Annotated in this window: 20 protein-coding genes and 2 pseudogenes; 14 read left to right on the forward strand and 8 right to left on the reverse strand. The window is 60.2% G+C overall.

Annotated elements, in window-relative coordinates:
* Window position 1: 1 nt before the first annotated feature.
* Genes CW305_RS07000 through coxB form a run of 3 tightly spaced genes read right to left on the reverse strand, consistent with a single transcriptional unit; the run spans window position 2 to window position 3,776 of the window.
* Window positions 2-361: a hypothetical protein gene (locus tag CW305_RS07000; protein WP_041014116.1), complete on the reverse strand. Its 360-nt coding sequence runs from the start codon at window positions 359-361 to the stop codon at window positions 2-4.
* A complete protein-coding gene (gene ctaD / locus CW305_RS07005) occupies window positions 361-2,889 on the reverse strand; it encodes a cytochrome c oxidase subunit I (RefSeq protein WP_104097465.1) in 2,529 nt (842 codons plus the stop codon). The genes CW305_RS07000 and ctaD overlap by 1 nt, the downstream gene beginning before the upstream one ends.
* Window positions 2,886-3,776 carry a cytochrome c oxidase subunit II gene (gene coxB, locus CW305_RS07010; RefSeq protein WP_104097466.1) on the reverse strand — a complete coding sequence of 297 codons (891 nt, stop codon included), beginning with the start codon at window positions 3,774-3,776 and terminating at the stop codon, window positions 2,886-2,888. Before coxB ends, ctaD begins: the two co-directional genes overlap by 4 nt.
* Before the next feature lie 147 nt (window positions 3,777-3,923).
* On the opposite strand from coxB, the gene CW305_RS07015 reads away from it, so the two are divergent.
* Entirely contained in the window at window positions 3,924-4,400 is a 477-nt protein-coding gene (locus CW305_RS07015; protein ID WP_003285475.1) for a DUF2231 domain-containing protein, read from the forward strand.
* Between the two features lie 121 nt (window positions 4,401-4,521).
* Here the strand turns inward: CW305_RS07015 and CW305_RS07020 are convergent, their stop codons facing one another.
* Both CW305_RS07020 and CW305_RS07025 read right to left on the reverse strand, forming a co-directional pair.
* Window positions 4,522-4,935 (reverse strand): CopD family protein, encoded by a 414-nt coding sequence (locus CW305_RS07020; protein WP_104097467.1) that lies wholly within the window; start codon window positions 4,933-4,935, stop codon window positions 4,522-4,524.
* A gap of 121 nt (window positions 4,936-5,056) precedes the next feature.
* Window positions 5,057-5,908, reverse strand: coding sequence for an ion transporter (locus CW305_RS07025; RefSeq protein ID WP_104097468.1), 852 nt, complete (start codon window positions 5,906-5,908; stop codon window positions 5,057-5,059).
* Window positions 5,909-6,097: 189 nt separating this feature from the next.
* Between CW305_RS07025 and moaA the strand changes: the two genes are divergently transcribed.
* The 10 genes and pseudogenes from moaA to CW305_RS24035 all read left to right on the forward strand — a co-directional run bounded on the left by moaA (window position 6,098) and on the right by CW305_RS24035 (window position 19,555).
* Window positions 6,098-7,093: a GTP 3',8-cyclase MoaA gene (gene moaA, locus CW305_RS07030; protein ID WP_023446296.1), complete on the forward strand. Its 996-nt coding sequence runs from the start codon at window positions 6,098-6,100 to the stop codon at window positions 7,091-7,093.
* Window positions 7,094-7,299: 206 nt separating this feature from the next.
* On the forward strand, window positions 7,300-10,788 hold the full coding sequence (gene smc / locus CW305_RS07035; protein WP_104097469.1) for a chromosome segregation protein SMC: 3,489 nt from the start codon (window positions 7,300-7,302) through the stop codon (window positions 10,786-10,788).
* A gap of 181 nt (window positions 10,789-10,969) precedes the next feature.
* Window positions 10,970-11,791 carry a cell division protein ZipA gene (zipA, locus tag CW305_RS07040; RefSeq protein WP_023446294.1) on the forward strand — a complete coding sequence of 274 codons (822 nt, stop codon included), beginning with the start codon at window positions 10,970-10,972 and terminating at the stop codon, window positions 11,789-11,791.
* Between the two features lie 303 nt (window positions 11,792-12,094).
* A complete protein-coding gene (ligA, locus tag CW305_RS07045) occupies window positions 12,095-14,461 on the forward strand; it encodes an NAD-dependent DNA ligase LigA (RefSeq protein WP_104097470.1) in 2,367 nt (788 codons plus the stop codon).
* 402 nt (window positions 14,462-14,863) lie between these two features.
* Window positions 14,864-15,796 (forward strand): annotated as a pseudogene (locus CW305_RS23955) (flagellin N-terminal helical domain-containing protein); the annotation flags it as partial.
* A gap of 597 nt (window positions 15,797-16,393) precedes the next feature.
* A pseudogene (locus CW305_RS23960) lies at window positions 16,394-16,741 on the forward strand (flagellin); the annotation flags it as partial.
* A 74-nt stretch (window positions 16,742-16,815) separates the two neighbouring features.
* Complete coding sequence (locus CW305_RS07055) at window positions 16,816-17,175, forward strand: flagellar protein FlaG (protein WP_104097471.1); 360 nt, start codon at window positions 16,816-16,818, stop codon at window positions 17,173-17,175.
* A gap of 75 nt (window positions 17,176-17,250) precedes the next feature.
* Entirely contained in the window at window positions 17,251-18,726 is a 1,476-nt protein-coding gene (gene fliD / locus CW305_RS07060) for a flagellar filament capping protein FliD (RefSeq protein ID WP_104097472.1), read from the forward strand.
* A gap of 106 nt (window positions 18,727-18,832) precedes the next feature.
* Window positions 18,833-19,219, forward strand: coding sequence for a flagellar export chaperone FliS (fliS, locus tag CW305_RS07065; RefSeq protein WP_104097473.1), 387 nt, complete (start codon window positions 18,833-18,835; stop codon window positions 19,217-19,219).
* Window positions 19,220-19,261: 42 nt separating this feature from the next.
* Window positions 19,262-19,555, forward strand: a complete 294-nt coding sequence (locus CW305_RS24035; protein ID WP_104097474.1) for a flagellar protein FliT — start codon at window positions 19,262-19,264, stop codon at window positions 19,553-19,555.
* A 55-nt stretch (window positions 19,556-19,610) separates the two neighbouring features.
* Here the strand turns inward: CW305_RS24035 and ppnP are convergent, their stop codons facing one another.
* On the reverse strand, window positions 19,611-19,892 hold the full coding sequence (ppnP, locus tag CW305_RS07075; RefSeq protein WP_003302386.1) for a pyrimidine/purine nucleoside phosphorylase: 282 nt from the start codon (window positions 19,890-19,892) through the stop codon (window positions 19,611-19,613).
* A 77-nt stretch (window positions 19,893-19,969) separates the two neighbouring features.
* A complete protein-coding gene (locus CW305_RS07080) occupies window positions 19,970-20,311 on the reverse strand; it encodes a DMT family protein (RefSeq protein ID WP_104097850.1) in 342 nt (113 codons plus the stop codon).
* Window positions 20,312-20,439: 128 nt separating this feature from the next.
* Here CW305_RS07080 and CW305_RS23685 point away from each other — a divergent pair, with 128 nt between their 5' ends.
* Window positions 20,440-20,691, forward strand: a complete 252-nt coding sequence (locus CW305_RS23685; protein WP_104097475.1) for a hypothetical protein — start codon at window positions 20,440-20,442, stop codon at window positions 20,689-20,691.
* Window positions 20,692-20,943: 252 nt separating this feature from the next.
* Here CW305_RS23685 and gltA read toward each other — a convergent pair whose 3' ends face one another.
* A complete protein-coding gene (gene gltA / locus CW305_RS07090) occupies window positions 20,944-22,215 on the reverse strand; it encodes a citrate synthase (protein ID WP_003294794.1) in 1,272 nt (423 codons plus the stop codon).
* 360 nt (window positions 22,216-22,575) lie between these two features.
* On the opposite strand from gltA, the gene sdhC reads away from it, so the two are divergent.
* Window positions 22,576-22,950, forward strand: coding sequence for a succinate dehydrogenase, cytochrome b556 subunit (gene sdhC / locus CW305_RS07095; protein ID WP_104097476.1), 375 nt, complete (start codon window positions 22,576-22,578; stop codon window positions 22,948-22,950).
* Window positions 22,944-23,312 (forward strand): succinate dehydrogenase, hydrophobic membrane anchor protein, encoded by a 369-nt coding sequence (gene sdhD / locus CW305_RS07100; protein WP_014820479.1) that lies wholly within the window; start codon window positions 22,944-22,946, stop codon window positions 23,310-23,312. The genes sdhC and sdhD overlap by 7 nt, the downstream gene beginning before the upstream one ends.
* Window positions 23,313-23,314 lie beyond the last annotated feature (2 nt).

The raw sequence follows: 23,314 nt of genomic DNA on the forward strand, positions 1-23,314 counted from the left end.
ATTACAGGCATGGCGGAATCTGCAGCAGCGGAATGCCGACGAACAGGGTGGCCAGCGCGGCAATGAAGTGAATACCGGCAGCCAGCTTGGTGACGAACTGCTGCCGCTCGTTCAGCTCATGCGGTGGTCGCGACAGGCGCCAGAAGTAACGCGCCAGCCAGAACAGTAGTGCAAGGGTAAGCAGGGTCAGCACGCCGAGGCTGCCGTTCAGCCAGTTCCACACCCCGTCCGCGGGGTCCGGTGGGCTTACCTTGCAGATCACCGCCTGGCCACCGTACATCGCGACAAACCACAGGCTCCAGATGATCAGGCCGATCGGGATCTGCACCGGGTGAAAGGGTGACGTGCGTGCATAGGCCATCAGGCACCCCCCCAGGTCGCCGGGAACAACACGATCGCCGCATAGCTGACCCACAGCACACCCAGGTTGTAGTACCAGAGCTGCTCGACCACGATGGGCTCGTATGGCGCCTTGTCGCCCACGTAACCGAGGGCTACCCGCCACGCCTGCAGTCCGGTCACCACGGCTGCCAGCGTGCAGTGAATCAGGTTGTACGCCAGCATCACGAAGATCACCGCATCGTGGGCGGTTTCGGTCGGCGCCAGGCCGGCTGACAGCATCAGCCAGAGCAGCAGCGCCGATTGAATGAAGGCGACGATCGCCAACACGGCAAGTTGCCCCATCAGCCCGCGATGCATACCGGCGCGCAGACGCTTGATCAGCCGGTGCAACCAGAGCGTGCCGGCACTCAGCAACAACGCGCTGGCCAGCATCAGCCAGCCATTCATCCCGCTGTCCGGCACCTGCCATTGCGGCGACACGGTCCACAGATAGAACCAGCCGAACAGCAGCGAAAGGTACAGCGCGCCATTGGCCAGCAGCGTCACGCCCATGCCCCACAGGCCCGGGCCGTCGAACGTACGGGAGTGCAGCGGTGGCTCGCCCGGTTGGGTATGGGCGTCCGGCGCGGCAGCAGGATGGGCGCCGTTTTCCCAGGACCAGCGCAGCAGCACGATCAGCGTTGCCACGGTGGCGATGATCGCGAGGATGTACGCTTTGTTCAGCAGGCTCAGGCAGAGCACCGCAAGGAACACCGAGGCAATGAACGGCAGCCAGCTGTTGCCAGGCAAATGAATGATCTCGCGGACCTTGCCCGTCAGCGGATCACTGCCCCAGGTCTCCCGTCGACCGTGGTCGATCACCGTCAGCGCATGTTCGCCGCGGGCGATGCTGTCGGGCAGGTTCGGGTCTTTCCACAACGGATGACGGTCCGTCACGTCGGGCAGGCTGACGAAGTTGTACGCGCTGGGCGGCAGGCTGGTGGCCCACTCGAGGGTATCGGCTTTCCAGGGATTCTCCGGTGCCGGGATGCCGAAGCGGAAATGCAGGATGATGTCCAGCAGGATAGTGGCGACGCCTGCCGCCATGATGAAGCTGCCGATCGACGACACCAGGTTGGGCATGTCCCAGCCGAGGCCGGTGTCATAGGTGTAGACACGCCGAGGCATGCCGATCAGGCCCGTCCAGTGCATGATCATGAAGGTCACGTTGAAGCCGATGAAGAACAGCCAGAAGCCCCAGCGGCCGAGCTTTTCCGACGGCATGCGCCCGGAGAAGTGCGGCAGCCAGTAGTACAGACCGGCCATCAGCGGGAACAACATGCCGCCCACCAGCACGTAGTGCATGTGCGCGACGACGAAATGGGTGTCGTGTACCTGCCAGTCGAACGGCACCAGCGCCAGCATCACCCCGGTCAGCCCGCCTGCGACGAAGACGATCAGAAAGCCCACCAGCCAGAGCATTGGCACTCTGTACACCGGTTTGCCGAGCCAGAGCGTCGCCAGCCAGGCGAAAACCTGCACGCCGGTGGGGATTGCCACCAGCATGCTCGCCGCCGAGAAGAACGCCGTGGCCAGCTGCGGGATGCCCACCGTGAACATGTGGTGCACCCAGAGTCCGAAGCTGATGAAGCCGGTGGTCAGTACGCCCAGCACGACCCAGCGGTAGCCCACCAGCGGGCGCTGGCAGAACACTGGAATCAGCGTGGAGACGATGCCGGCGCCGGGCAGGAAGATGATGTACACCTCCGGGTGACCGAACAGCCAGAACAGGTGCTGCCAGAGCACCGGATCGCCACCGCGGGCGACATCGAAGAACGGCATGCCGGCCGCGCGTTCCAGTTCCAGCAGGATGGAGCCGAGGATCAGCGGCGGAAAGCCGACCACGATCATCATCGCCATCACCAGGATGTACCAGGCGTACAGCGGCATCTTGTGCAGCGCCATGCCGTTGGTGCGGGTGCGCAGGATCGATACCACCAGCTCGACGCCGGCGGATACCGCGGAAATTTCGACGAAGGTGATGCCCAGCAGCCAGAAATCCGAGTTCACCCCCGGCGTATGTGCCGAGCTGGACAGCGGCGTGTACATGAACCAGCCGGCCTTGGGCGCGACGTCGAGAAAGATGCTCGACAGCAGGATCAGCCCGCCGAACAGGTAGCAGTAGTAGCCCAGGGCGGAAAGGCGCGGGAAAACCAGGTCGCGGGCACCGATCATCTTCGGGATCAGGTAGACCGCCAACCCCTCCATCATCGGCACCGCGAAGAGGAACATCATCACCGTGCCGTGCATGGTGAAGACCTGGTTGTAGACGTCCGGCTCCATTAGCTCGTAGCCGGGGAGGGCGAGCTGGGTGCGGATCAGCATCGCCAGCAGGCCGCCGACGAGGAAGAAGAAGGCTCCGGTGACCAGAAAGCGCAGACCGATGCTGGTGTGGTTGACGATGGTCAGCGCACGCCAACCACGGGGGTTGCCCCAGACCTCGTTGAACTGGTCCTGCAACTGGTCGAGATCGGTGGCGGGCGCGCCGCTCTTCGGGGTCGGTGTCATGGAGCGAGTGTCTCCAGCCAGTCGGCAAGCTGGCCGAGGGTTTCTTCGGGAATGTCGTCGTGCCGCGGCATGGCGTTGCCGTGCTTGAGGCTCTGGTGATCGCTCAGCCAGCGGCGCAGGCCGTCCGCATCGTTGGCGATCACGCCGGCGCCGAGGCTCGGACGGGTGGCGAGATCGCTCAGGTCCGGTGCGCGATTGCCCTCGCTGACGCCAGTGACGCGGTGGCATTGCCCGCAGCGCTCAGCGAAGACGCGACCGGCATCGCCGCTGGGTGGCTGGTGCTGCAGCTCACGGCGGGTCTCGATCCAGCTGGCAAAAGCGTCAGCTTCCAGCGCCTCTACGTGCAGAATCATGTGCGCATGCTGACTGCCGCAGAACTCCGAGCATTGCCCGCGGAAAATCCCGCTCTGCGCGGCCTGCACACGCAGGGTGTTGGTCCGGCCGGGAACCATGTCCAGCTTGCCGCCCAGGCGTGGCACCCAGAACGAGTGGATCACGTCCGCGCTGGTGACCTCGACGTCCACCGGGCGATCGACCGGCAGGATGAATTGGTTGGCCGTCACCACCCCGCTTTCCGGGTAGCGCACCTCCCACCACCATTGGTGGCCGATGACCTGGATGCGCAGCGGCTGCTCGCCCTCGAGCGGCAGTGGCAGCATGCCGCGCCCGGTGGGAATGCCGAACGCCAGCAGGGCGATGATGGTGACGGTGGGCAGGATCAGGCCGCCGCCGATGATCCAGCGACGATTGATCCGTTTGGCTTCTTCGGCGGTGTGCGTTCGCGGGCGGCGCAGCATCGCGTAGATCCACAGCGCGCTCACTACCAGCAGCACCACCACGGAAAAGCCGAACATCGCCCACCAGACGTTCGCCACGTCGCGGGCCATCGGGCCGGCCGGTGAAAGCGCCGATTGCGGACCGTCGCAGGCCGCGAGTAAAGGAACTGCCAGCGCCAGCGTGGTCCATTTGAAAGGGTTGCCGCCTCGTCTCGACCACTGGGCGGCCCGTTTCACTTCAGTGCCTGGGAGGGCCGGATGGCCACAGAACGCGAGTCGATCAACAGCAACGCCGCCATTGCCGGCCATCCGCTGCACCCGATGATGATTCACTTCCCCGTCGCGGCGTTGATCGGCCTGGTGCCGGCGGATCTCGCCTACCTGTGGACGCTTGACGAATTCTGGTGGCGCGCTGGCCTCTGGCTTTCCGGTGTGGGTGCGATCGGCGGCTGGATCGCCAGCGTCGCCGGCGTGATTGATCTGGTCACCGTGCAGCAGATTCGCCGCAAGGTGACCGCGTGGTGCCATGCGATCCTGGCGGTGATGATGCTTTCCCTGGCCTCGCTGAACTGGCTGTTGCGCTACCAGGGCATGGATCGCGGTGACGGCGATGCCATGTGGGGTCTCTACCTGTCGCTGCTGACCGCCGTGCTGATCTCGCTGGCGGCCTTTCTCGGCGGGCGCCTGGTCTACGAGCACGCGGTTGGTGTGGACGTTGAAGGTGATGGGCCGTAAGCGCGAGTCGCAACTGATCGAGTCGTCTCCTGGCGACCTGCCGGGCTGCGCCGCGCAATGGCGCTGAGGGTATACGAATCGGGCCGGAGAGTCGGTCATGCGAGGCGGTCGTTCCTTGAGGTCAGAAGGGCTTGGCCAGCACCAGCCACAGAGTCAGGGCGATCAGCACGGGCACCATCACGCCCAAGGTGATGCACTGGTATGTGACGCCACGCTCCGGCTCGCGTTCGATGCGCAGGACGAGAACGCCGCACAGCGCATGACAGAGCGCCATCGCCGTCACCACCGTGAGCTTCATGATCAGCCAGCCTGCCAGCGTGCCGTCGCGCAGGAACAGCGCCGTGCCGGAGACGATCGCCAGCAGCGCAGCCGGGGTGCTGATGAGGGTGAAGACCATGCGGGTGAGGTGTGCATGGTCACGGTAGAAGAGCTGATCGCTACGCTTGGTGCCCGCCGCGATCAGCGCCGGGAGATAAAGCAGCGAGCCGCACCAGCAGAGCAGGGCAGCGAAGTGCAGCAGTTTGAGCAAGGGCATGCCGGTCTCCATCCTGCCTGACGCGAGTCAGAGGATGTGACAGCCCTGCTTCAGGGCAGTTCGCCATGCCGTTGGCGATGCAGCGGGTCGGCAACCCAGCCCGCGCGACGGTTGGCTCGTGTCAGTCGCGCGCCTCGCCTTCGCGTCGCTCGAACAGCTGGCTGCCGCAGCGACTGCAGAAGGCCGCATTGGGCTCATGGGTGAGCTTGTCGCAGGTCGGGCAGCTGTGGCGCAGGCTGTCCTGGCGCATGGCATTCGCCAGCTCGGCGGTGAAGATGCCGGTCGGCACGGCGATGATCGAATAACCAGTGATCATCACCATCGTCGCCAGCGCCTTGCCCAACGGCGTATGCGGAACGATATCGCCGAAGCCGACCGTGGTCAGTGTGACCACCGCCCAGTAGATGCTTATCGGAATGCTGGTGAAGCCATTGCCTGGCCCTTCGATCACATACATCAGCGTGCCGTAAACGATGATCAGGGTGGTTACGCTGACGAGGAAGACGATGATCTTCTGCCGGCTGCCCTGCAGCGCCACCAGCAGGAAGTTCGCCTGGCTTAGGTAGGGCGTGAGCTTGAGTACACGGAAAATCCGCAGCATGCGGACGATGCGTACCACCAGCAGGTACTGCGCATCGGGTAGCAGCAGGGCGATGAAGGCCGGCAGCACCGAGAGCAGGTCCACCGCGCCGTAGAAGCTGAAGATGTATTTGCGTGGCTCGGGGTGGGTGTAGATGCGCACCAGGTATTCCAGGGCGAATATCGTGGTGAATCCCCATTCCAGAGTGGTCAGCAGCTCCCCGTGGCGCTCATTGAAGGAGGCGATGCTGTCGAACATCACCACGACCAGACTGGCGAGGATGATCACCAGCAGCCAGGTATCGAAGCGTTTTCCCGCTGGGGTATTGATGAAAAAGATGATGACGTATAGCCGTTCACGCCAGCTCATCGCTTTCAAGGAGTCGTTATCCATTCGCCGTGGTCTCTCGCATGGTTGCAGGTCGAGCGGGTCGCCTGCCAAAGCGGCCCATTAAAGCATTGCGACCGTGATGCTGCATGCCCAGCGGTGGCGCGGACCGCTCGCCGTTGGTAACGTCACTTTGCCTGATTCGCGCTTAGCGCATAGTCTGAATACAGGCGCAGCCAGCAGTTGGAGAGTTCCATGCCCGATTCCCAGTTGGTCGACCCGTTCGGCCGGCGCATCACCTACCTGAGGTTATCGGTAACCGATCGCTGCGATTTTCGCTGCACCTACTGCATGAGCGAAGACATGGTCTTCGCTCCCCGCGCGCAGATACTTACCCTCGAAGAGCTCTATGCCGTGGCCGATGCCTTCATCAGTCTCGGTGTCAAACGCATTCGCGTGACCGGCGGCGAACCGTTGGTGCGCAAGGGTCTGACCGGCCTGCTGGCGCAACTGGGCGCGCGCAGCGAGCTCGAAGACCTGGCCATCACCACCAACGGTTCACAGCTGCCAAGTCTGGCGCCGGCGCTGCGTGATGCCGGCGTGAAGCGCCTGAACATCAGCCTCGACTCGCTCAAGCGCGACCGTTTCGCCGAACTGACCCGCCGTGACCGCCTCGATCAGGTACTGGCAGGCATCGAGGCTGCACGCGCTGCTGGCTTCAAGCGGATCAAGCTCAACAGCGTGGTGCAGAAGGGGCGCAACGACGACGAGATTCTCGATCTGGTGGAGTTCGCCATCGAGCGCGGCCTGGATATCAGCTTCATCGAGGAGATGCCGCTGGGCAGCGTGTCCAGTCATCAGCGCCAGATCACCTTCTGCTCGAGTGACGAAGTGCGCGAACGGATCGAGGCGCGGCACACCCTGGTGCGCAGCAGTCACGCTACCGGCGGCCCGTCGCGTTACTGGCAGGTAGCGGGCAGCGAAACACAGGTCGGCTTCATTTCGCCCCACAGCAACAACTTCTGCGGCAGTTGCAACCGCGTCCGCGTGACTGCCGAAGGCAAGCTGGTGCTATGCCTCGGCCACGAGGGTGCGCTGGATCTGAAAAGCCTGATGCGCCGGCATCCGGGCGATGGCGAACGCCTGCGCAATGCGCTGGTGGACGCACTGCAACTCAAGCCGGAGAAACATCACTTCCGCACTGATGAGCAGGTTCAGGTGGTGCGCTTCATGAGCATGACGGGCGGCTGACGAATCGTCTTTCCAGCCCGAGCGCCGCTTGCACTTCTGATGCCTTCACCTGCCACACCGTTCTGTGCGCCGCCACGCTGCGAGCGGAGCCAGGCTGCGTGATAAACTCCCTGGCTTCTTGCCAGTACCCATTCGATGCCAGGATTTCCGATGTTCACGGCGACCCCGCTTGTTCGTTCCCACGCTGACTGCCACGGATAGGCCGCATGCGACTGAAAAGCATCAAACTCGCCGGCTTCAAATCCTTCGTCGATCCCACCACGGTCAGCTTTCCGAGCAACATGGCGGCGGTGGTCGGGCCGAACGGCTGCGGCAAATCCAACATCATCGACGCCGTGCGCTGGGTAATGGGCGAAAGCTCGGCTAAGAACCTGCGTGGCGAGTCGATGACGGACGTCATCTTCAATGGCTCGAACACGCGCAAGCCGGTAACCCAGGCGAGCATCGAGCTGATCTTCGATAACTCCGACGGCACGTTGACCGGTGAGTACGCAGCCTTCGCCGAAATTTCCATCCGCCGCCGCGTCACCCGCGACTCGCAGAACACCTACTTTCTCAACGGCGTGAAGTGCCGGCGCCGCGATATTACCGATATCTTCCTCGGCACCGGGCTCGGGCCGCGTAGTTACTCGATCATCGAGCAGGGCATGATCTCCAAACTGATCGAGGCCAAGCCCGAGGACCTGCGCAACTTCATCGAGGAAGCGGCCGGCATCTCCAAGTACAAGGAGCGCCGGCGCGAAACCGAGAACCGTATTCGTCGGACGCACGAGAACCTGGCTCGCCTGACCGACCTGCGCGAAGAGCTGGAACGCCAGCTCGAACGTCTGCACCGTCAGGCGCAGTCGGCGGAGAAATATCAGGAATACAAGGCCGAAGAGCGTCAGCTTAAGGCGCAGCTGTCGGCACTGCGCTGGCAGGCCTTGAACGAGCAGGTCGGCCAGCGCGAGCAGGTCATTGGCGATCAGGAAGTCGCCTTCGAAGCGCTGGTCGCCGAGCAGCGCAACGCCGACGCGAGCATCGAACGCCTGCGTGACGGCCACCACGAACTGTCCGAGCGCTTCAACCAGGTGCAGGGTCGCTTCTACTCGGTTGGCGGCGATATCGCCCGGGTCGAGCAAAGCATCCAGCACGGCCAGCAGCGCCTGCGTCAGTTGCAGGACGATCTGCGCGAGGCGGAGCAGGCGCGTCTGGAGACCGAATCACACCTCGGTCACGACCGCACGCTGTTGGCCACGCTCGGCGAGGAATTGGCGATGCTCGAGCCTGAGCAGGAGCTCTCCGGCGCCGCCGCGGAGGAATCTGCCGTCCAGCTGGAAGAGGCTGAAGCGGCCATGCAGGGCTGGCAGGAACAATGGGAACGCTTCAATCAGCTCAGCGCTGAGCCACGCCGCGTGGCTGAGGTCCAGCAGTCGCGCATCCAGCAGCTGGAGCAGAGTCTGGAACGGTTGGCCGAACGTCAACGTCGGCTGGATGACGAACGTGCGCTGCTGGTTACCGATCCTGAAGATGTGGCGATTCTCGAGCTGGGCGAGCAGCTTGCCGCCAGTGAACTCGATCTCGAAGCGCTCGCCGCGGCCGGCGATGCGCTCAATGAACGCCTGGAGCAATTGCGTGAAGCGTTGCAGCAGGCGACCCAGACGCAGCAGCAGGCGCAGGGTGATCTGCAGCGTCTGAATGGCCGCATTGCCTCGCTGGAGGCGCTGCAGCAGGCGGCGATGGATCCCGGCAAAGGTGTCGGCGAGTGGCTGCGTGAGCAAGGGTTGGAAAAGCGCCCACGCCTCGCCGAAGGGCTGCGTGTCGAGCCCGGTTGGGAAGTGGCGGTGGAAACCGTGCTGGGCGCCGATCTGCATGCCGTGCTGCTGGATGATTTTGCGGCGATCGACTTCGAGGGCTTCGAGCAGGGCGACCTGCGGTTGGTCAGCCCTGCAAATGGCGGTGCGCGCCGCGCTAGTAGCTTGCTTGATCTGGTCGAGTCTGCTCTGGATCTGTCGCCCTGGCTGGACAACGTGCATCCGGTCGATTCGCTGGAGCAGGCGCTGGCCGCGCGCTCGGGTCTCAACGATGGCGAAAGCCTGGTAAGCCGCGACGGCTACTGGGTCGGTCGGCATTTTCTGCGGGTGCGGCGCGCCAGCGAGGCCGAATCCGGTGTGCTCGCCCGCGGGCAGGAACTGGAGCGGTTACAGGCAGAGCGCGAAGAGCGTGAAACCGCCCTGGCGGCAATTGAAGAGCGCATCGCTGAGTTGCGTAGCGATCAGGCCCGTCTCGAAGACGAGCGCGAGCAGCAGCGTCGTCGGCAGCAGGAGGAAGCTCGCAGCCATAGCGATCTCAAGGCGCAGCTATCTGCCGGGCAAGCGCGCCTCGAGCAGTTGGCGCTGCGCCGCCAGCGTCTGGATGAAGAGCTTTCCGAGCAGAACGAACAGCGCGAGATCGAGACCGAACAGCTCGGCGAGGCGCGTCTGCAACTACAGGACGCGCTGGATGCGATGGCCCAGGACACCGAGCAGCGCGAGACATTGCTGGCCAGTCGCGACGGCATTCGCGAGCGCCTCGATCGCATTCGCCAGGATGCCCGTCAGCACAAGGACCAGGCGCATCAGCTGGCGTTGCGGGTCGGTTCACTCAAGGCGCAGCACGAGTCCACCCGGCAGGCGCTGGAACGATTGGAGCAACAATTCGAACGTGCCATCGAGCGCCGCGAGCAGCTGACGCTGAACCTGGAGGAGGGGGAGGCACCGCTGGAAGAGCTGCGCATGAAGCTCGAAGAGCTGCTGGAGCGGCGCATGGGTGTCGAAGACGAACTCAAGCATGCGCGACTGGCCCTGGAAGACGCCGACCGCGAGCTGCGTGATGCCGAAAAACGCCGCACTCAGGCCGAGCAGCAAGCGCAGCTGCTACGCGGGCAGCTGGAGCAGCAAAGGCTGGATTGGCAAGGGCTGAGCGTCCGCCGCAAGGCGTTGCAGGACCAGCTGCAGGAGGACGGCTACGATCTGCATGGCGTGCTTGGCACACTCCCTGCCGATGCAGACGAGCCGAGTTGGGAGGCGGAGCTGGAGCGCCTTGGTCAGCGCATTCAGCGCCTGGGCCCGATCAACCTCGCGGCGATCGATGAGTACCAGCAGCAATCGGAACGCAAACGTTACCTCGATGCGCAGAACGATGATCTGGTCGAGGCGCTGGATACGCTGGAAAACGTCATCCGCAAGATCGACCGGGAAACTCGCAACCGCTTCAAAGAGACCTTCGATCAGATCAACGGTGGCCTACAGGCGCTTTTCCCGAAAGTGTTCGGCGGCGGCAATGCCTATCTGGAACTTACCGGAGAAGATTTACTCGATACCGGGGTGGCGATCATGGCGCGTCCGCCCGGAAAGAAGAACAGCACCATTCACCTGCTTTCCGGTGGCGAAAAGGCGTTGACGGCGTTGGCGCTGGTTTTTGCCATCTTCCAGCTCAACCCCGCGCCGTTCTGCATGCTCGATGAAGTTGACGCACCGCTGGATGATGCGAACGTCGGTCGATACGCGCGCTTGGTGAAGGAGATGTCGGAGAAAGTGCAATTCATCTACATCACCCACAACAAGATCGCCATGGAAATGGCCGATCAGCTGATGGGTGTGACCATGCATGAGCCGGGCTGCTCACGTCTGGTGACGGTCGACGTCGAACAGGCCGTTGCACTCGCCGAAGCCTAGGATTAAGCCGCGTGTTTGAGCATTTTTGATACAAGGAACGCTATAAAAAGAGAACTACCGCACGGTGCAAAGTTACCGTTCGTCGTGCTAGCTTAGAGCACAATTTTTGCGATGCGCTTGAAGCAGTCCCAAGTGACTGCTCGTTGCGTCTTTATCATCGAATTCAGAGGTTAAAGCATTAATGGATATCGGTCTGCGCGAGTGGCTGATCGTCATCGGCATCATTGTCATTGCCGGCATTCTGTTCGACGGCTGGCGTCGCATGCGCGGTGGCAAGGGCAAGCTGAAATTCAAGCTGGACCGCAGCCTCTCCAACCTTCCCGATGCCGACGATTCTCCGGAGCTTCTAGGCCCGGCGCGCGTGGTTAATCGAGATCATGAGCCTTCTCTGGATGAGGGCGACATGCCGACGATGAGCGCGCGCGAGTCCGGCAAGAAGCGCCGGCAGAACGAACCCTTTCAGGGCGACCTCCAGCTCAACAGCGACGAGCCCGTACCGACGCTGCTCGATCCGGTTGTTGGTGATGACGAGGAAGGGAAAGACCAGCCGCAGAAGGAACTGGCGCCCGTCGAGGAAGTACTCGTCATCAACGTCATTTGCCGTGATCCTCACGGTTTCCGTGGTCCGGCGCTGCTGCAGAACATTCTCGAGAGTGGCCTGCGCTTCGGCGAAATGGACATCTTCCATCGCCACGAAAGCATGGCCGGCAATGGCGAGGTGCTGTTCTCCATGGCCAATGCCGTCAAGCCTGGTACTTTCGATCTGGACGACATCGATCACTTCACCACGCCGGCCGTGAGCTTCTTCCTTGGTCTGCCCGGCCCACGCCATCCCAAGCAGGCCTTCGATGTCATGGTTGCTGCGGCGCGCAAGCTGTCCCAGGAGCTCAACGGCGAGCTGAAGGATGACCAGCGCAGCGTTCTCACCGCCCAGACCATCGAGCACTACCGCCAGCGCATCGTCGAGTTCGAGCGCCGGCAGATGACCATCAAGCAGCGTTGAGTGATATTTGCACCGGGCCTTGCGCCCGGTGTTGTGTGTTAGCAGACGTGGCTTGCTCGCGCCGTCTCATGCTCCTGTCTCCAGTGCAGGCATTCCATTGACGGGCGCGCTCCGCCTCTGTCCATCAGTGAGCAGTTTGATTCGGGATGGCTGAGGCCGTCCCGCTGCGCTTCCAGCCTCCGACTAGCCAAAGCCGCGAACCTGCCTTCGATTGCGCATTCGGCTAGAATCCGACGCCTCACTATCAACCAAGGCGCGCTGATACGGTCTGAATCAGCACAGCCCCAGCCACGGCTCCGTCTTATGCCTTCCGCCCAAACCGCCGCCGAGCGCATCGCCGAACTGCGCGGCGAAATTGACGCCCACAATTATCGCTACTACGTGCTCGACGAGCCGAGCGTTCCTGACGCCGAGTACGACCGCCTGTTTAACGAGCTCAAGGCGCTCGAAGCAGAGCACCCGGAACTGGTGACGCCTGAGTCGCCAACCCAGCGGGTTGGAGGAGCGGCGCTCGCGGCATTCGGTCAGGTACGCCACGAAGTGCCGATGCTGAGCCTGGGCAACGCCTTCGATGAGCAGGATCTGCTCGACTTCGATCGTCGTGTGCGCGAAGGACTGGATTTGCCGGCGGGCGACCTGTTCAGCGATGGCGCTGTGGTCGAGTACAGCTGCGAACCCAAGCTGGACGGCCTGGCGGTCAGCCTGCTTTATGAGAACGGCCATCTGGTGCGCGGCGCCACCCGGGGCGATGGCAGCACGGGTGAGGACATCAGCGCCAACGTGCGCACCGTGCGCAACATTCCATTGAAGCTGCATGGCAGTGGCTGGCCTGCGGTACTTGAGGTGCGCGGCGAAATCTACATGCCCAAGGCGGGGTTCGAAGCGCTGAATGCGCGGCAGCTGGAAAGCGGCGGCAAACCCTTCGCCAATCCCCGCAACGCCGCTGCTGGAAGCCTGCGCCAGCTGGATTCGAAGATCACCGCAAGTCGTCCGCTTGAGCTGTGTGCATATGGTGTCGGACGTAGCGACGGCGAGCTGCCGGGCACGCACATCGGTATTCTCGAAGCGCTGAAAAGCTGGGGCCTGCCCATCAGTCGTGAGCTGAAACTGGCCAGGGGCGTGGCCGAATGCCGGGCTTACTACGACGCCATCGGTGAAAAGCGCGACGCGCTGCCGTATGAGATTGACGGTGTGGTGTTCAAGGTCAACGCGGTCGCGCAGCAGCGTGAACTGGGCTTCCGTGCGCGGGAGCCGCGCTGGGCCATCGCACACAAGTTTCCCGCGCGGGAAGAAATCACCGAGCTGCTCGATGTAGAGTTCCAGGTCGGCCGTACCGGCGCGATCACCCCGGTCGCCCGGTTGAAGCCGGTGCAGGTGGCGGGCGTTACGGTTTCCAACGCGACGCTGCACAACATGGACGAAGTGGCGCGCCTGGGCGTGATGATCGGCGATACGGTGATCGTGCGACGTGCAGGCGACGTGATTCCCCAGATTCTCGGCGTAATCGCCGAACGCCGCCCGGCCGACGCGCGCGCCGTGCATGTGCCGGAGCAGTGCCCGGTGTGCGGTTCCGCCGTGGAGCGCACCCAGCTGATCAAGCGCAGCAAGGGCCGTGAGTCGGTGAGCGAAGGCTCGATCTACCGTTGCGTCGGTCGTCTGGCCTGCCAGGCTCAGCTTAAGCAGGCAATCATCCATTTCGTATCGCGCCGAGCGATGGATATCGACGGCCTGGGCGACAAGATCGTCGAGCAGCTGGTCGACAGGGGGTTGATCAAATCGCCGGCGGATCTTTACTGCCTGACCCATGATCAGGTCATTGAGCTGGAGGGGTTCGCCGAGATTTCCACGCGCAACTTGCTTAACGCCATCGACGCCAGCCGCAAACCAAGCCTCGCGCGTTTCGTCTACGCCCTTGGCATACCCGATGTCGGCGAGGAAACCGCCAAGTTGTTGGCACGAGCGCTGGGCTCCTTGGATCGCATAGGTCGCGCGCTGCCTGATGTGCTTGTTTACCTGCCCGATGTCGGCCTGGAAGTCGCTCATGAGATCCACACCTTCTTCGAGGACGAACATAACCGCACGGTCATCGCGCTGCTGCGCGAACGCGGCGTCGAACCACAGGAGGAGGGCGTCCTTCACCCTGAATTCGCCGCCTGCGCGACGCTGGCGGACCTGCTCGACCGGCTCAATATCCCCTATATCGCCCGCACCGGCGCCCAGCGCCTGGCAGAACGTTTCGGCAGCCTGAACGCGATCATCGCCGCCGACTGGCTCGATCTGCGCCAGGTTGAACGCCTTACCGAAAAGGCCGCACGCTCGCTGCGCGATTACTTCGACAAACCTGAAAATACCGAACGCGCCCGCGCTATCGAAGCGCAATTGCGGGAATTCGGTATGCATTGGGAGAGCGAACGGAAGTCCGCGGAAGGTCTGCCGCTGGCCGGGCAGACCTGGGTGCTGACCGGCACGCTCGAAGCAATGAGCCGCGACGAGGGCAAGGCGCGGCTGGAGGCGTTGGGGGCCAAGGTTGCCGGTTCCGTGTCGGCCAAGACGTCCTGTGTGGTGGCGGGGCCCGGCGCGGGTTCGAAGCTTGCCAAAGCCAACGAACTCGGCGTGACGGTGCTCGACGAATCGCAATTCCTCGAGCACCTCGCACAGCTTGGTTCATAGCACGTCAGCAACGCCTCATCCCAGAGAGCCTCGCTGTCATACCCGCTCCCCAAATGTTTCACTGAATTGGTGGGAGCGGCCTTCGCCGGGAATGCGTTAGCAAAGCTCACCAGCAGTGAGCGAGCTCCCTTTGACTCCAGGTCAGGGAAACGGCTTCAGCCATCCCCTAAAGTTTTCCCCGCTTCACCCGAAAAGCTAGTCAAGCAAGTCCGCAGTATGGATGCGCTGGCGTAGCGTTGGAGTGGCACCGGGCTCACGAAAAAGTTCGAAATCTGCCCTAAAGCCAACCCAAACGGCGCCGATAAGCTAATCGAATGCGAACTCAATGGGTGCCTGGGCACAAGCCGGCCCGGAGTCGCAAGCTCAGGCAACCAAAGTAACTAGCGCCCTTGGAGGCTCATCATGGCTCTTACCGTCAATACAAACATCCCGTCGCTGAATACCCAGCGCAACATCAACAACACGTCCAACGCCCTGAACACCTCCATGCAGCGCCTGTCCACCGGTAGCCGCATCAACAGTGCAAAGGATGATGCCGCCGGCCTGCAGATCTCCAACCGTCTGACCAATCAGATCAGCGGCTTGAACGTAGCTGTGCGTAACGCTAACGATGGTATTTCCCTCGCTCAGACCGCTGAAGGGGCGCTGCAGCAGTCCACCAATATTCTGCAGCGGATGCGTGACCTGTCTATCCAATCCGCCAATGGCTCGAACAGTGATGCGGATCGCTCGGCGCTACAAAAAGAAGTATCTGCTCTGCAGACTGAGCTTACTCGTATCGCGGAAACTACTACATTCGGCGGGCGCAAGCTGATGGACGGGTCATTTGGCACGTCGAGCTTCCAAGTAGGATCCAATGCATATGAGACGATTGATGTAACTGTCAAGAATGCTTCTGCAAATGCTATTGGATCATTCCAAACCAGCAGCAAGGCCGGCACAACCGTAACTTCTGGGTTGGTCAATAACTTGGCGGTGCCTGCGGGCTTTGGGACGGCTGGAACGGCTCCTCAGTTGACTAGTGCTGGTAAGCTTTCAGTCGTTGGTAATGGCCAAAGTGCTGATATCACCGTGACCGGCAGTGAAAGCGCAAAAGAACTGGCAACTAAATTTGATGGTGCAATATCTGGGCTTTCAGCAACTGCTCGTACAGTATTCAAGGCCGAGGTAGGGGTTACCAGTGCAGACCAGAATCTTAACTTTACTGTTAAGGTCGGGTCGGAGAGTGTCGATCTTATCGGGGTAACGTCTACGGAGGATCTTGCGAATCAATTGAATTCAAACGCTGCTAAGCTTGGAATCAAGGCCAACCTTAATGATGGCGTGCTGACAGTTGAGTCGGCCACTGGCGAGAACGTGTCTTTTGGGGCCATCAGGAACCAAGCAGGTGCTCTTGCAGCAGCTTCCAGCCTAAAAGTGAATGTTCAAGACTCGGACGGGAATTTTAAAGCTGCTAGTTCTAGTGTCGCGCCGGTTGGCGGTACGGTAGTGGGGGCCTTACAGCTTAACTCCCCTACAAGCTTCGCGATCGCTAACAAAACTGACGCGGTAAGTGTGACGACTTCGATTTTTAACTTTGCTGCAGCTTCGGCAACCACTGCCTTTACACTGACTGACTCAAATGGAAAAACCGCCGCGTTTGCTGCCGCAGATTTCGTGGCAGGTGGTACTGTTGACGGTGAAAACACCAATGCGAAGAAGTTTTACGATAAGTTGGTAGCTGCAGGTTTTGAGGGCGTCGAACTCATCAGTGATCCTGCTGGGAATAGTGTTAAATTAAGCACCTCGGCAACAGTCACGGTGTCTGCTTCTGCCGGTACTGCAATCCAGCGTTCTTTGGCATCTACTACTGCGGGTGTAACCACATTTGGTGCGGCTGCTGCTTTGGCGGACGGTGCCTTGACTGCGGATACAGCAACTACCGCGAACTCCTCGCAGTTGTTCGGAAGTTCGAAGGCGGCGCTTTCAAACGTTAACGATATCGATATTTCTAGTGCCGACGGTGCCCAGCGTGCCTTGGCCGTTATCGACAGCGCCCTGGCTGGCATCGATTCCCAGCGCGCTGACCTCGGTGCGGTACAGAATCGCTTTGATAACACCATCAACAACCTGCAGAACATTTCGGAAAATGCCTCGGCTGCTCGCAGCCGGATCATGGACACCGATTACGCTGCAGAAACCGCCAACCTGTCGAAGAATCAGGTGCTGCAACAGGCCGGTACTGCGATCCTGGCCCAAGCCAAGCAGCTTCCGCAGTCTGTACTGTCGCTGCTCCAGTAAGGCGAAAGCCGTCTGGCTAACAGGGGGATGGGGCTTAGGCTCCTTCCTCCTTTTTGCGTTGTGAGGTATTAGATATGGAAACGGTAACTCTCACTTCTGTGTCGCAGCCAAATACATTTCGGCGCGAAGTGCCATCGCTGAGCCCTAGCGCTTCTGCTGAAACTGTGCCGGTCGATGGTGGTGCTAAGACCGATGAAAAATCGGTTTCCGCTTCTGAGAGTGCAACCTCGGCAGTGGAAAGGTTCAAGACCATCGTGCAGGACCTGCAGCGTAATCTCGATTTCAGCGTGGATGATGCTAGCGGGCAGGTTGTTGTGAAGGTCATGGATGGCGAGTCGGGCAAGCTGATACGCCAAATACCTTCAGAAGATCTTTTACGGCTTTCCGAGCGGCTTGAGGACATGCGTAGTTTGCTGTTCAAAGCTGAAGCCTAAGGCACGATTATTGGATGGACTTCCTGAATCGCCAGCTCAGCCTGGCTTTCAGGCATATTTTTGACGAGGTGTCGTATGGCAGGTATCACAGGCATCGGATCCGGTATGGATATTGATGCGATGGTTAAGGCCATTTCATCAGCCGAGCAGGCGCCGAAGGAAAGTCAGCTGAAGCGGCTGGAAGCCAAGACGACTACCCAGCTGACCTCGCTAGGACAGTTGAAAGGTGCCATCAGCAATTTTCAAACGGCGTTGTCTGCTCTCAATAGCCCCTCTTCATTCTTAGCGCGTAAGGCGTCCTCTTCTGAAAGCAATGTGGTAACCGCTACGGCCAGCCAAAGCGCTGTGGCGGGGAGCTATAAGCTGGAAGTCGAAAAGCTGGCAAGTAGTAGTAAGGTCGCCTTGGCTGCCGTGCCTGCTGATGATGAAACCAAACTGAACGCCGGCACCTTGAGCATCAAGGTGGGAGGCTCGGCCGCGCTCGATGTCACCGTCGACTCGACCAATAACACGCTGGCGGGCGTTCGTGATGCCATAAACAAGGCAGGCGCAAGCGCGGGCGTCAGCGCAACCATCATCACCGATGATCAGGGCTCTCGCCTTGTGTTGAGCAGCAGCAAGACGGGGGATGGCAATGACATTTCCGTTGTGGGGACGGATGCCGACCCTGCCGAAGGCAACGTTTCGCTCGGGGCATTAACGTATAGCGCCCCCCCTAATTTAGCTGACTACTCTGGAGAAACAGACCCGGAGTATGTCGAGGCCAAGGCCACGTATGACGCCCAGATTGCTAGCCCGGGCTCGGCCAAGACGCTTGCTGTTGCGCAGAGTGCGAAGTTCACAATCGATGGCCTTTCGGTTACCCGCGAGAGCAATAGTGTCGATGATGTGGTCAGTGGCGTCAGTTTTGAGCTCAAGTCTGAAGGTACCAGTAGCGTGACGATTACTCGCGACGAGGCCGGAGTGCAGGGCAACGTCAAAAAGTTCGTGGATGCCTACAACACCTTGATGAACTTTATAAATACCGAGACGAAGGTCACCACGGTTACCGAAACCGATGCGCCGGTGACCGGGGCTTTGGTGGGTGATAGCTCTGTTCGTTCGCTGATCAACTCCATTCGATCAGAGCTGGTATCGCCTCAGGGGGGGGGCGCGATGCGAGCCTTGGCTGACATGGGCGTCACTACCAAGAAAGACGGCACTCTCGAAATGGACGCGGCCAAGGTCAGCAAGGCGATTACGTCGAATTTCGAAGAAGTCGCCGCCTACTTTACTGGGGACAATGGATTAGCGAGCCGCTTAGGTGCTCGGCTGAAGCCCTATACCGATGCTGGCGGAATATTGGAGTCCAGAACGGATGCATTACAGGGGACTATCGATAAGGTCGACACGCAGAAAGCGGAATTAACAAAGCGGATTGCGGCGCTGGAAGAGCGCTTATATAAGCAGTTCAATGCGATGGATACCCTGGTGGCCCAGCTTACTCGCACAAGCGATAGCCTCACGCAGCTTTTTGACAGCATGCCTGGGTTTGTTACGCAGAAAGATTGACCGGATGACTGCCAAGGCTTTGCTTTAAGTGTTGGAAAAAGCTGCTAAAGCTCTTTGATTGTTTGTCGATAACTTGAACAGTATCGCTAAACGCTTGGAGCCCACCATGAACGCAATGTCCGCAATGAAGCAGTATCAACGTGTTGGGGTGCAGACTCAGGTTGCTGAGGCTAGTCCCCATCGCTTGATACAGATGCTCATGCAGGGCGGCCTAGACCGCATATATCAGGCCAGGGGTGCCATCCAATTTGGCCGGCTGGCCGAAAAGGGCGAGCTTATCGGCAAGAGTATCTCCATCGTTGGTGGCTTGCGCGAGGCCCTTGATCATGAAGTGGGCGGCGAGATTTCAGCGAATCTTGACCGGCTCTATGAATACATGATCAGGCGGCTGACGGAAGCTAACCGCAACAATGATGCCGATGCGCTTACAGAGGTCGCGGCTTTGCTTCAGGAAGTCAAGGCCGGCTGGGATGGCATCGCACAATACGCGTAAGATCTAATTAAGCCCTCGCGTCACCCAGGCCAAGGTATTTTTATGACGCTTATCGGCTCCCTCAAGGTGCTTCAGGTCGAGCTCCATGACGCGCTGTCACGCCGTGATTGGGGTGCAGTCAGCGAGCTTGATCCTCGCTGTCGTGCGCTTGTAGCAGAGATTGTTGCGATGGATTCTTGGGGTGATTCAGCGCTCCGCGATGAGGTTGGCGCCTTGTCTAGTTTGTATGCGGATCTACAACAGGCAGCGAGAGCGGAGCGTGAGCGAGTCGCTGCTGAGTTGGCTCAGCTCAATCAGTCGAGGCGGGCGGATCAAGCGTACAAGACACTCGGCTGAAAGCAGCTCAGTGGTGGAACGTCTCTGGAGACTTTCCACCTTGCGCTTGTAATGCTTAGCGGTACTCGCACAGATAGGCGGTGTCTACCTTTACCTTCAGCTGAAACTTGCTGTTCGCCGGTACGGTGAACTGGCTGCCGCTGGCGAAGGTTTCCCAGGCATCGCTACCCGGCAATTTCACGTCCAGGCTGCCGGCAACTACGTGCATGACTTCCAGTTGGGCGGTGCCGAACTCGTATTCACCTGGCGCCATGACGCCGATCGTGGCCGGGCCTTCAGTCATGTCGAAGGCGATGGATTTGACGGTGCCATCGAAGTACTCATTGACCTTGAACATTTGGATTCCTTTGCAGGGTCGGGAAAAGGGTCGCCAGTATGCCCAAGCGCCAGGCCTGGCGTCACCTGGCAGAAGTGCTAGCTGCGAAAAATGAAGTAGACCGCTCCGACCATGCAAAGCCCTGCCCATAGATAGTCCAGCTTCAATGGCTGCTGCATGTACAACACGCTGAAGGGCACGAACACCATCAGCGTGATCACCTCCTGCATGATCTTTAGCTGGCCGATCGACAGCTCGGTATAGCCGATGCGGTTAGCCGGCACCATCAGCATGTATTCGAAGAAGGCGATGCCCCAGCTGATCAGTGCGGCGATCAGCCAGGGTTTGCCGTTCAGGCTCTTCAGGTGGCCGTACCAGGCGAAGGTCATGAAGAGGTTGGAGCAGCAGAGTAGGACGGCGGTTTGCAACCAGACAGGCATGATGGCTGTGGGCTCGAAATAGCGACGCACTAGCGTATTTGCACCTGCGGTCGCCTGCAATGGCGCATCTGGTGTCTTTGCTTTGGCCGGATTATTATCGCGCCCGTTTTTTCACTGAGTGGCAGTTTATGGATTGTCGCCCTGGTTGCGGTGCATGCTGTATCGCGCCCTCCATTAGCTCCTCGATGCCTGGCATGCCTCATGGCAAGCGCGCTGGGGAGCGCTGTATTCAATTAAGCGCTGACTTTCTCTGTTTGCTGTTCGGCGATCCGCGGCGGCCGGTTGTCTGCTCGGCTTTTTCGGCGGACCCTGTTTGCTGTGGTGAAACTAGGGAGGATGCGATTCGATTGTTGGGTTGGCTGGAGCAAGCGACTGCGTAGGCAAGTCTGCGCTTGTTTAGTCCAAGATTGCGTATTCAACTGCTCGTCGGGCTATGAGTTGCTGGCTGCGCCGGTATGTCTGCTGAGAGCTGATCAATGACGTCAGGCCGGAAGATTGCTGATTGCGCTCGATGGCCATCGCTCACCTGTGTCGACCTTTGGTGAATCGAATGGAAGGGATAAATATTCAGTCGGCCCAGGGGGAATAAAAAAGGCTGCCCAAGGGCAGCCTTATTTTGCGCTGGTTGTCGCTTAACGCGGCAGGTCGCGCTTGGTGTGGCCGGTATACAGCTGACGCGGGCGGCCGATCTTCTGGCCGGAGGCGATCATTTCCTTCCAGTGGGAAATCCAGCCAACAGTACGCGCCAAGGCAAAGATGACGGTGAACATGCTGGTCGGAATGCCGATAGCCTTGAGAATGATGCCCGAGTAGAAGTCCACGTTCGGATAAAGGTTGCGCTCGGCGAAGTAAGGATCGTTGAGAGCAATCTCTTCCAGCTTCATCGCCAGATCCAGCTGCGGATCGTTGATACCCAGCTCGCCCAGCACCTCGTCGCAGGTCTGCTTCATGACCTTTGCGCGCGGGTCGAAGTTCTTGTAGACGCGATGCCCGAAGCCCATCAGCTTGAACGGATCGTTCTTGTCCTTGGCCTTCGCCAGGAATTTCTCGACGTTCGATACGTCGCCGATCTCGTCCAGCATGGTGAGTACGGCTTCGTTCGCGCCGCCGTGTGCCGGTCCCCACAGAGCGGCGATGCCGGCCGCGATACAGGCGAACGGGTTGGCACCGGTGGAGCCGGCGAGGCGTACGGTGGAAGTCGAGGCGTTCTGCTCATGGTCGGCGTGCAGGATGAAGATGCGATCCATTGCCTTGGCCAGCACCGGGCTGATCGGTTTGATCTCGCACGGGGTGTTGAACATCATGTGCAGGAAGTTTTCCGAGTAGCTCAGATCGTTGCGCGGATACATCAGCGGCTGACCGATCGAGTACTTGTAGACCATTGCAGCAATGGTCGGCATCTTCGCGACCAGGCGCACCGCGGAAATCTCGCGATGGTGCGGGTCGTTGATGTCTAGGGAGTCGTGGTAGAAGGCCGAGAGTGCGCCGACTACGCCGCACATGATGGCCATGGGGTGAGCGTCACGACGGAAGCCATTAAGGAAGGACTTCAGCTGCTCGTGAACCATGGTGTGGTTCTTCACGGTGCTGACGAACTGTGCCTTCTGCTCGGCGGTAGGCAGCTCGCCATTCAGCAGCAGGTAGCAGGTTTCCAGGTAGTCGGATTTCTCTGCCAGCTGTTCGATCGGGTAGCCGCGGTGCAGCAGGATGCCCTTGTCGCCGTCGATGTAGGTGATCTTGGACTCGCAAGAGGCGGTCGACATGAAGCCGGGATCGAAGGTGAAGTGACCCGTGGAGGTCAGGCTTCGTACGTCTATTACATCAGGCCCTACGGTACCGGTTAAAACGGGCAGTTCGACGGGGGCAGCGCCCTCGATGATCAACTGCGCTTTCTTGTCAGCCATGTATGGCCTCCTGTTTTGTGCTTGGAATCATCATGGCCCCCCACGCAGGGCCCGCATCACTATAGAGTGATAAATCGCAAAGTCAATTTGCGTGAACCCATGCCGTAGAGGGCTCTGCAGGGGGATGCGTACAGCTTGGGTGCACTGTTTACGGCATTTATATAGGGGCTGCTATCAGCCTTTAGTGGCACTTCACCACATTGTCATTAGTGACCTAACTGTTTATACTCGGACACCGACCGGCAGGGGCCTTACAGGCAGTATTCTGTAGGTTGTCACTCGTGGGTAGCGGGTACTGCTGCGTACTCTTCCCAACAACTTTGCCCTGCGCTCTGGGGCTCTCAAGTGTGAAAAAAAGCCGTGAAAAGCCAACGACCTGTAAACCTAGATCTTAGGACAATAAAACTCCCCATCACTGCTTACACGTCGATTCTCCACCGTGTATCCGGTGTCATCCTGTTCGTCGGTGTCGCCTTGCTGCTGCTTGCGCTCGATACCTCGCTGTCTTCGCCAGAAGGCTTCGAGGATGTTCGTGCGTATCTGAGCAGTCCCCTGGCCAAGCTGGTGAGCTGGGCGTTGCTGTCCGCACTGCTGTATCACCTGGTGGCGGGTGTGCGTCACCTGATCATGGACACTGGGCATTGCGAGACGCTGGAAGGCGGCAAGCTGGGCTCGAAAATCGTAATCGCCGTGTCGGCGGTGCTGATCGTTCTGGCGGGGGTGTGGATATGGTAACCAATGTCACCAACTTTTCGCGCTCGGGTCTGTACGACTGGATGGCACAGCGCGTTTCTGCAGTGGTTCTTGCGGCTTATTTTCTGTTCCTGCTTGGGTACCTGATTGCGAACCCGGATTTGGAGTATGCACAGTGGCATGAGCTGTTTTCGGCCAACTGGATGCGGATATTCAGCCTGTTGGCGCTGGTTGCCCTGAGTGTGCACGCGTGGGTTGGTATGTGGACGATTTCCACTGACTACCTGACCAACATGGCGATCGGCAAGTGGGCTACCGGCGTTCGTTTCCTGTTCCAGGCGGTGTGTGGCATTGCCATGTTCACCTTCTTCGTCTGGGGCGTGCAGATTCTTTGGGGTATCTGATT

The sequence above is a fragment of the Stutzerimonas kunmingensis genome (genome assembly GCF_002929225.1).
Classification (GTDB): Bacteria; Pseudomonadota; Gammaproteobacteria; order Pseudomonadales; family Pseudomonadaceae; genus Stutzerimonas.

What these genes read in the sequence shown, in the direction of transcription:
- CW305_RS07000 (WP_041014116.1), bottom strand. Translation starts at nt 361, where the DNA reads ATGGCCTATGCACGCACGTCACCCTTTCACCCGGTGCAGATCCCGATC.
- ctaD (WP_104097465.1), bottom strand. Translation starts at nt 2,889, where the DNA reads ATGACACCGACCCCGAAGAGCGGCGCGCCCGCCACCGATCTCGACCAG.
- coxB (WP_104097466.1), bottom strand. Translation starts at nt 3,776, where the DNA reads ATGGCCCGCGACGTGGCGAACGTCTGGTGGGCGATGTTCGGCTTTTCC.
- CW305_RS07015 (WP_003285475.1), top strand. Translation starts at nt 3,924, where the DNA reads ATGGCCACAGAACGCGAGTCGATCAACAGCAACGCCGCCATTGCCGGC.
- CW305_RS07020 (WP_104097467.1), bottom strand. Translation starts at nt 4,935, where the DNA reads ATGCCCTTGCTCAAACTGCTGCACTTCGCTGCCCTGCTCTGCTGGTGC.
- CW305_RS07025 (WP_104097468.1), bottom strand. Translation starts at nt 5,908, where the DNA reads ATGGATAACGACTCCTTGAAAGCGATGAGCTGGCGTGAACGGCTATAC.
- moaA (WP_023446296.1), top strand. Translation starts at nt 6,098, where the DNA reads ATGCCCGATTCCCAGTTGGTCGACCCGTTCGGCCGGCGCATCACCTAC.
- smc (WP_104097469.1), top strand. Translation starts at nt 7,300, where the DNA reads ATGCGACTGAAAAGCATCAAACTCGCCGGCTTCAAATCCTTCGTCGAT.
- zipA (WP_023446294.1), top strand. Translation starts at nt 10,970, where the DNA reads ATGGATATCGGTCTGCGCGAGTGGCTGATCGTCATCGGCATCATTGTC.
- ligA (WP_104097470.1), top strand. Translation starts at nt 12,095, where the DNA reads ATGCCTTCCGCCCAAACCGCCGCCGAGCGCATCGCCGAACTGCGCGGC.
- CW305_RS07055 (WP_104097471.1), top strand. Translation starts at nt 16,816, where the DNA reads ATGGAAACGGTAACTCTCACTTCTGTGTCGCAGCCAAATACATTTCGG.
- fliD (WP_104097472.1), top strand. Translation starts at nt 17,251, where the DNA reads ATGGCAGGTATCACAGGCATCGGATCCGGTATGGATATTGATGCGATG.
- fliS (WP_104097473.1), top strand. Translation starts at nt 18,833, where the DNA reads ATGAACGCAATGTCCGCAATGAAGCAGTATCAACGTGTTGGGGTGCAG.
- CW305_RS24035 (WP_104097474.1), top strand. Translation starts at nt 19,262, where the DNA reads ATGACGCTTATCGGCTCCCTCAAGGTGCTTCAGGTCGAGCTCCATGAC.
- ppnP (WP_003302386.1), bottom strand. Translation starts at nt 19,892, where the DNA reads ATGTTCAAGGTCAATGAGTACTTCGATGGCACCGTCAAATCCATCGCC.
- CW305_RS07080 (WP_104097850.1), bottom strand. Translation starts at nt 20,311, where the DNA reads ATGCCTGTCTGGTTGCAAACCGCCGTCCTACTCTGCTGCTCCAACCTC.
- CW305_RS23685 (WP_104097475.1), top strand. Translation starts at nt 20,440, where the DNA reads ATGGATTGTCGCCCTGGTTGCGGTGCATGCTGTATCGCGCCCTCCATT.
- gltA (WP_003294794.1), bottom strand. Translation starts at nt 22,215, where the DNA reads ATGGCTGACAAGAAAGCGCAGTTGATCATCGAGGGCGCTGCCCCCGTC.
- sdhD (WP_014820479.1), top strand. Translation starts at nt 22,944, where the DNA reads ATGGTAACCAATGTCACCAACTTTTCGCGCTCGGGTCTGTACGACTGG.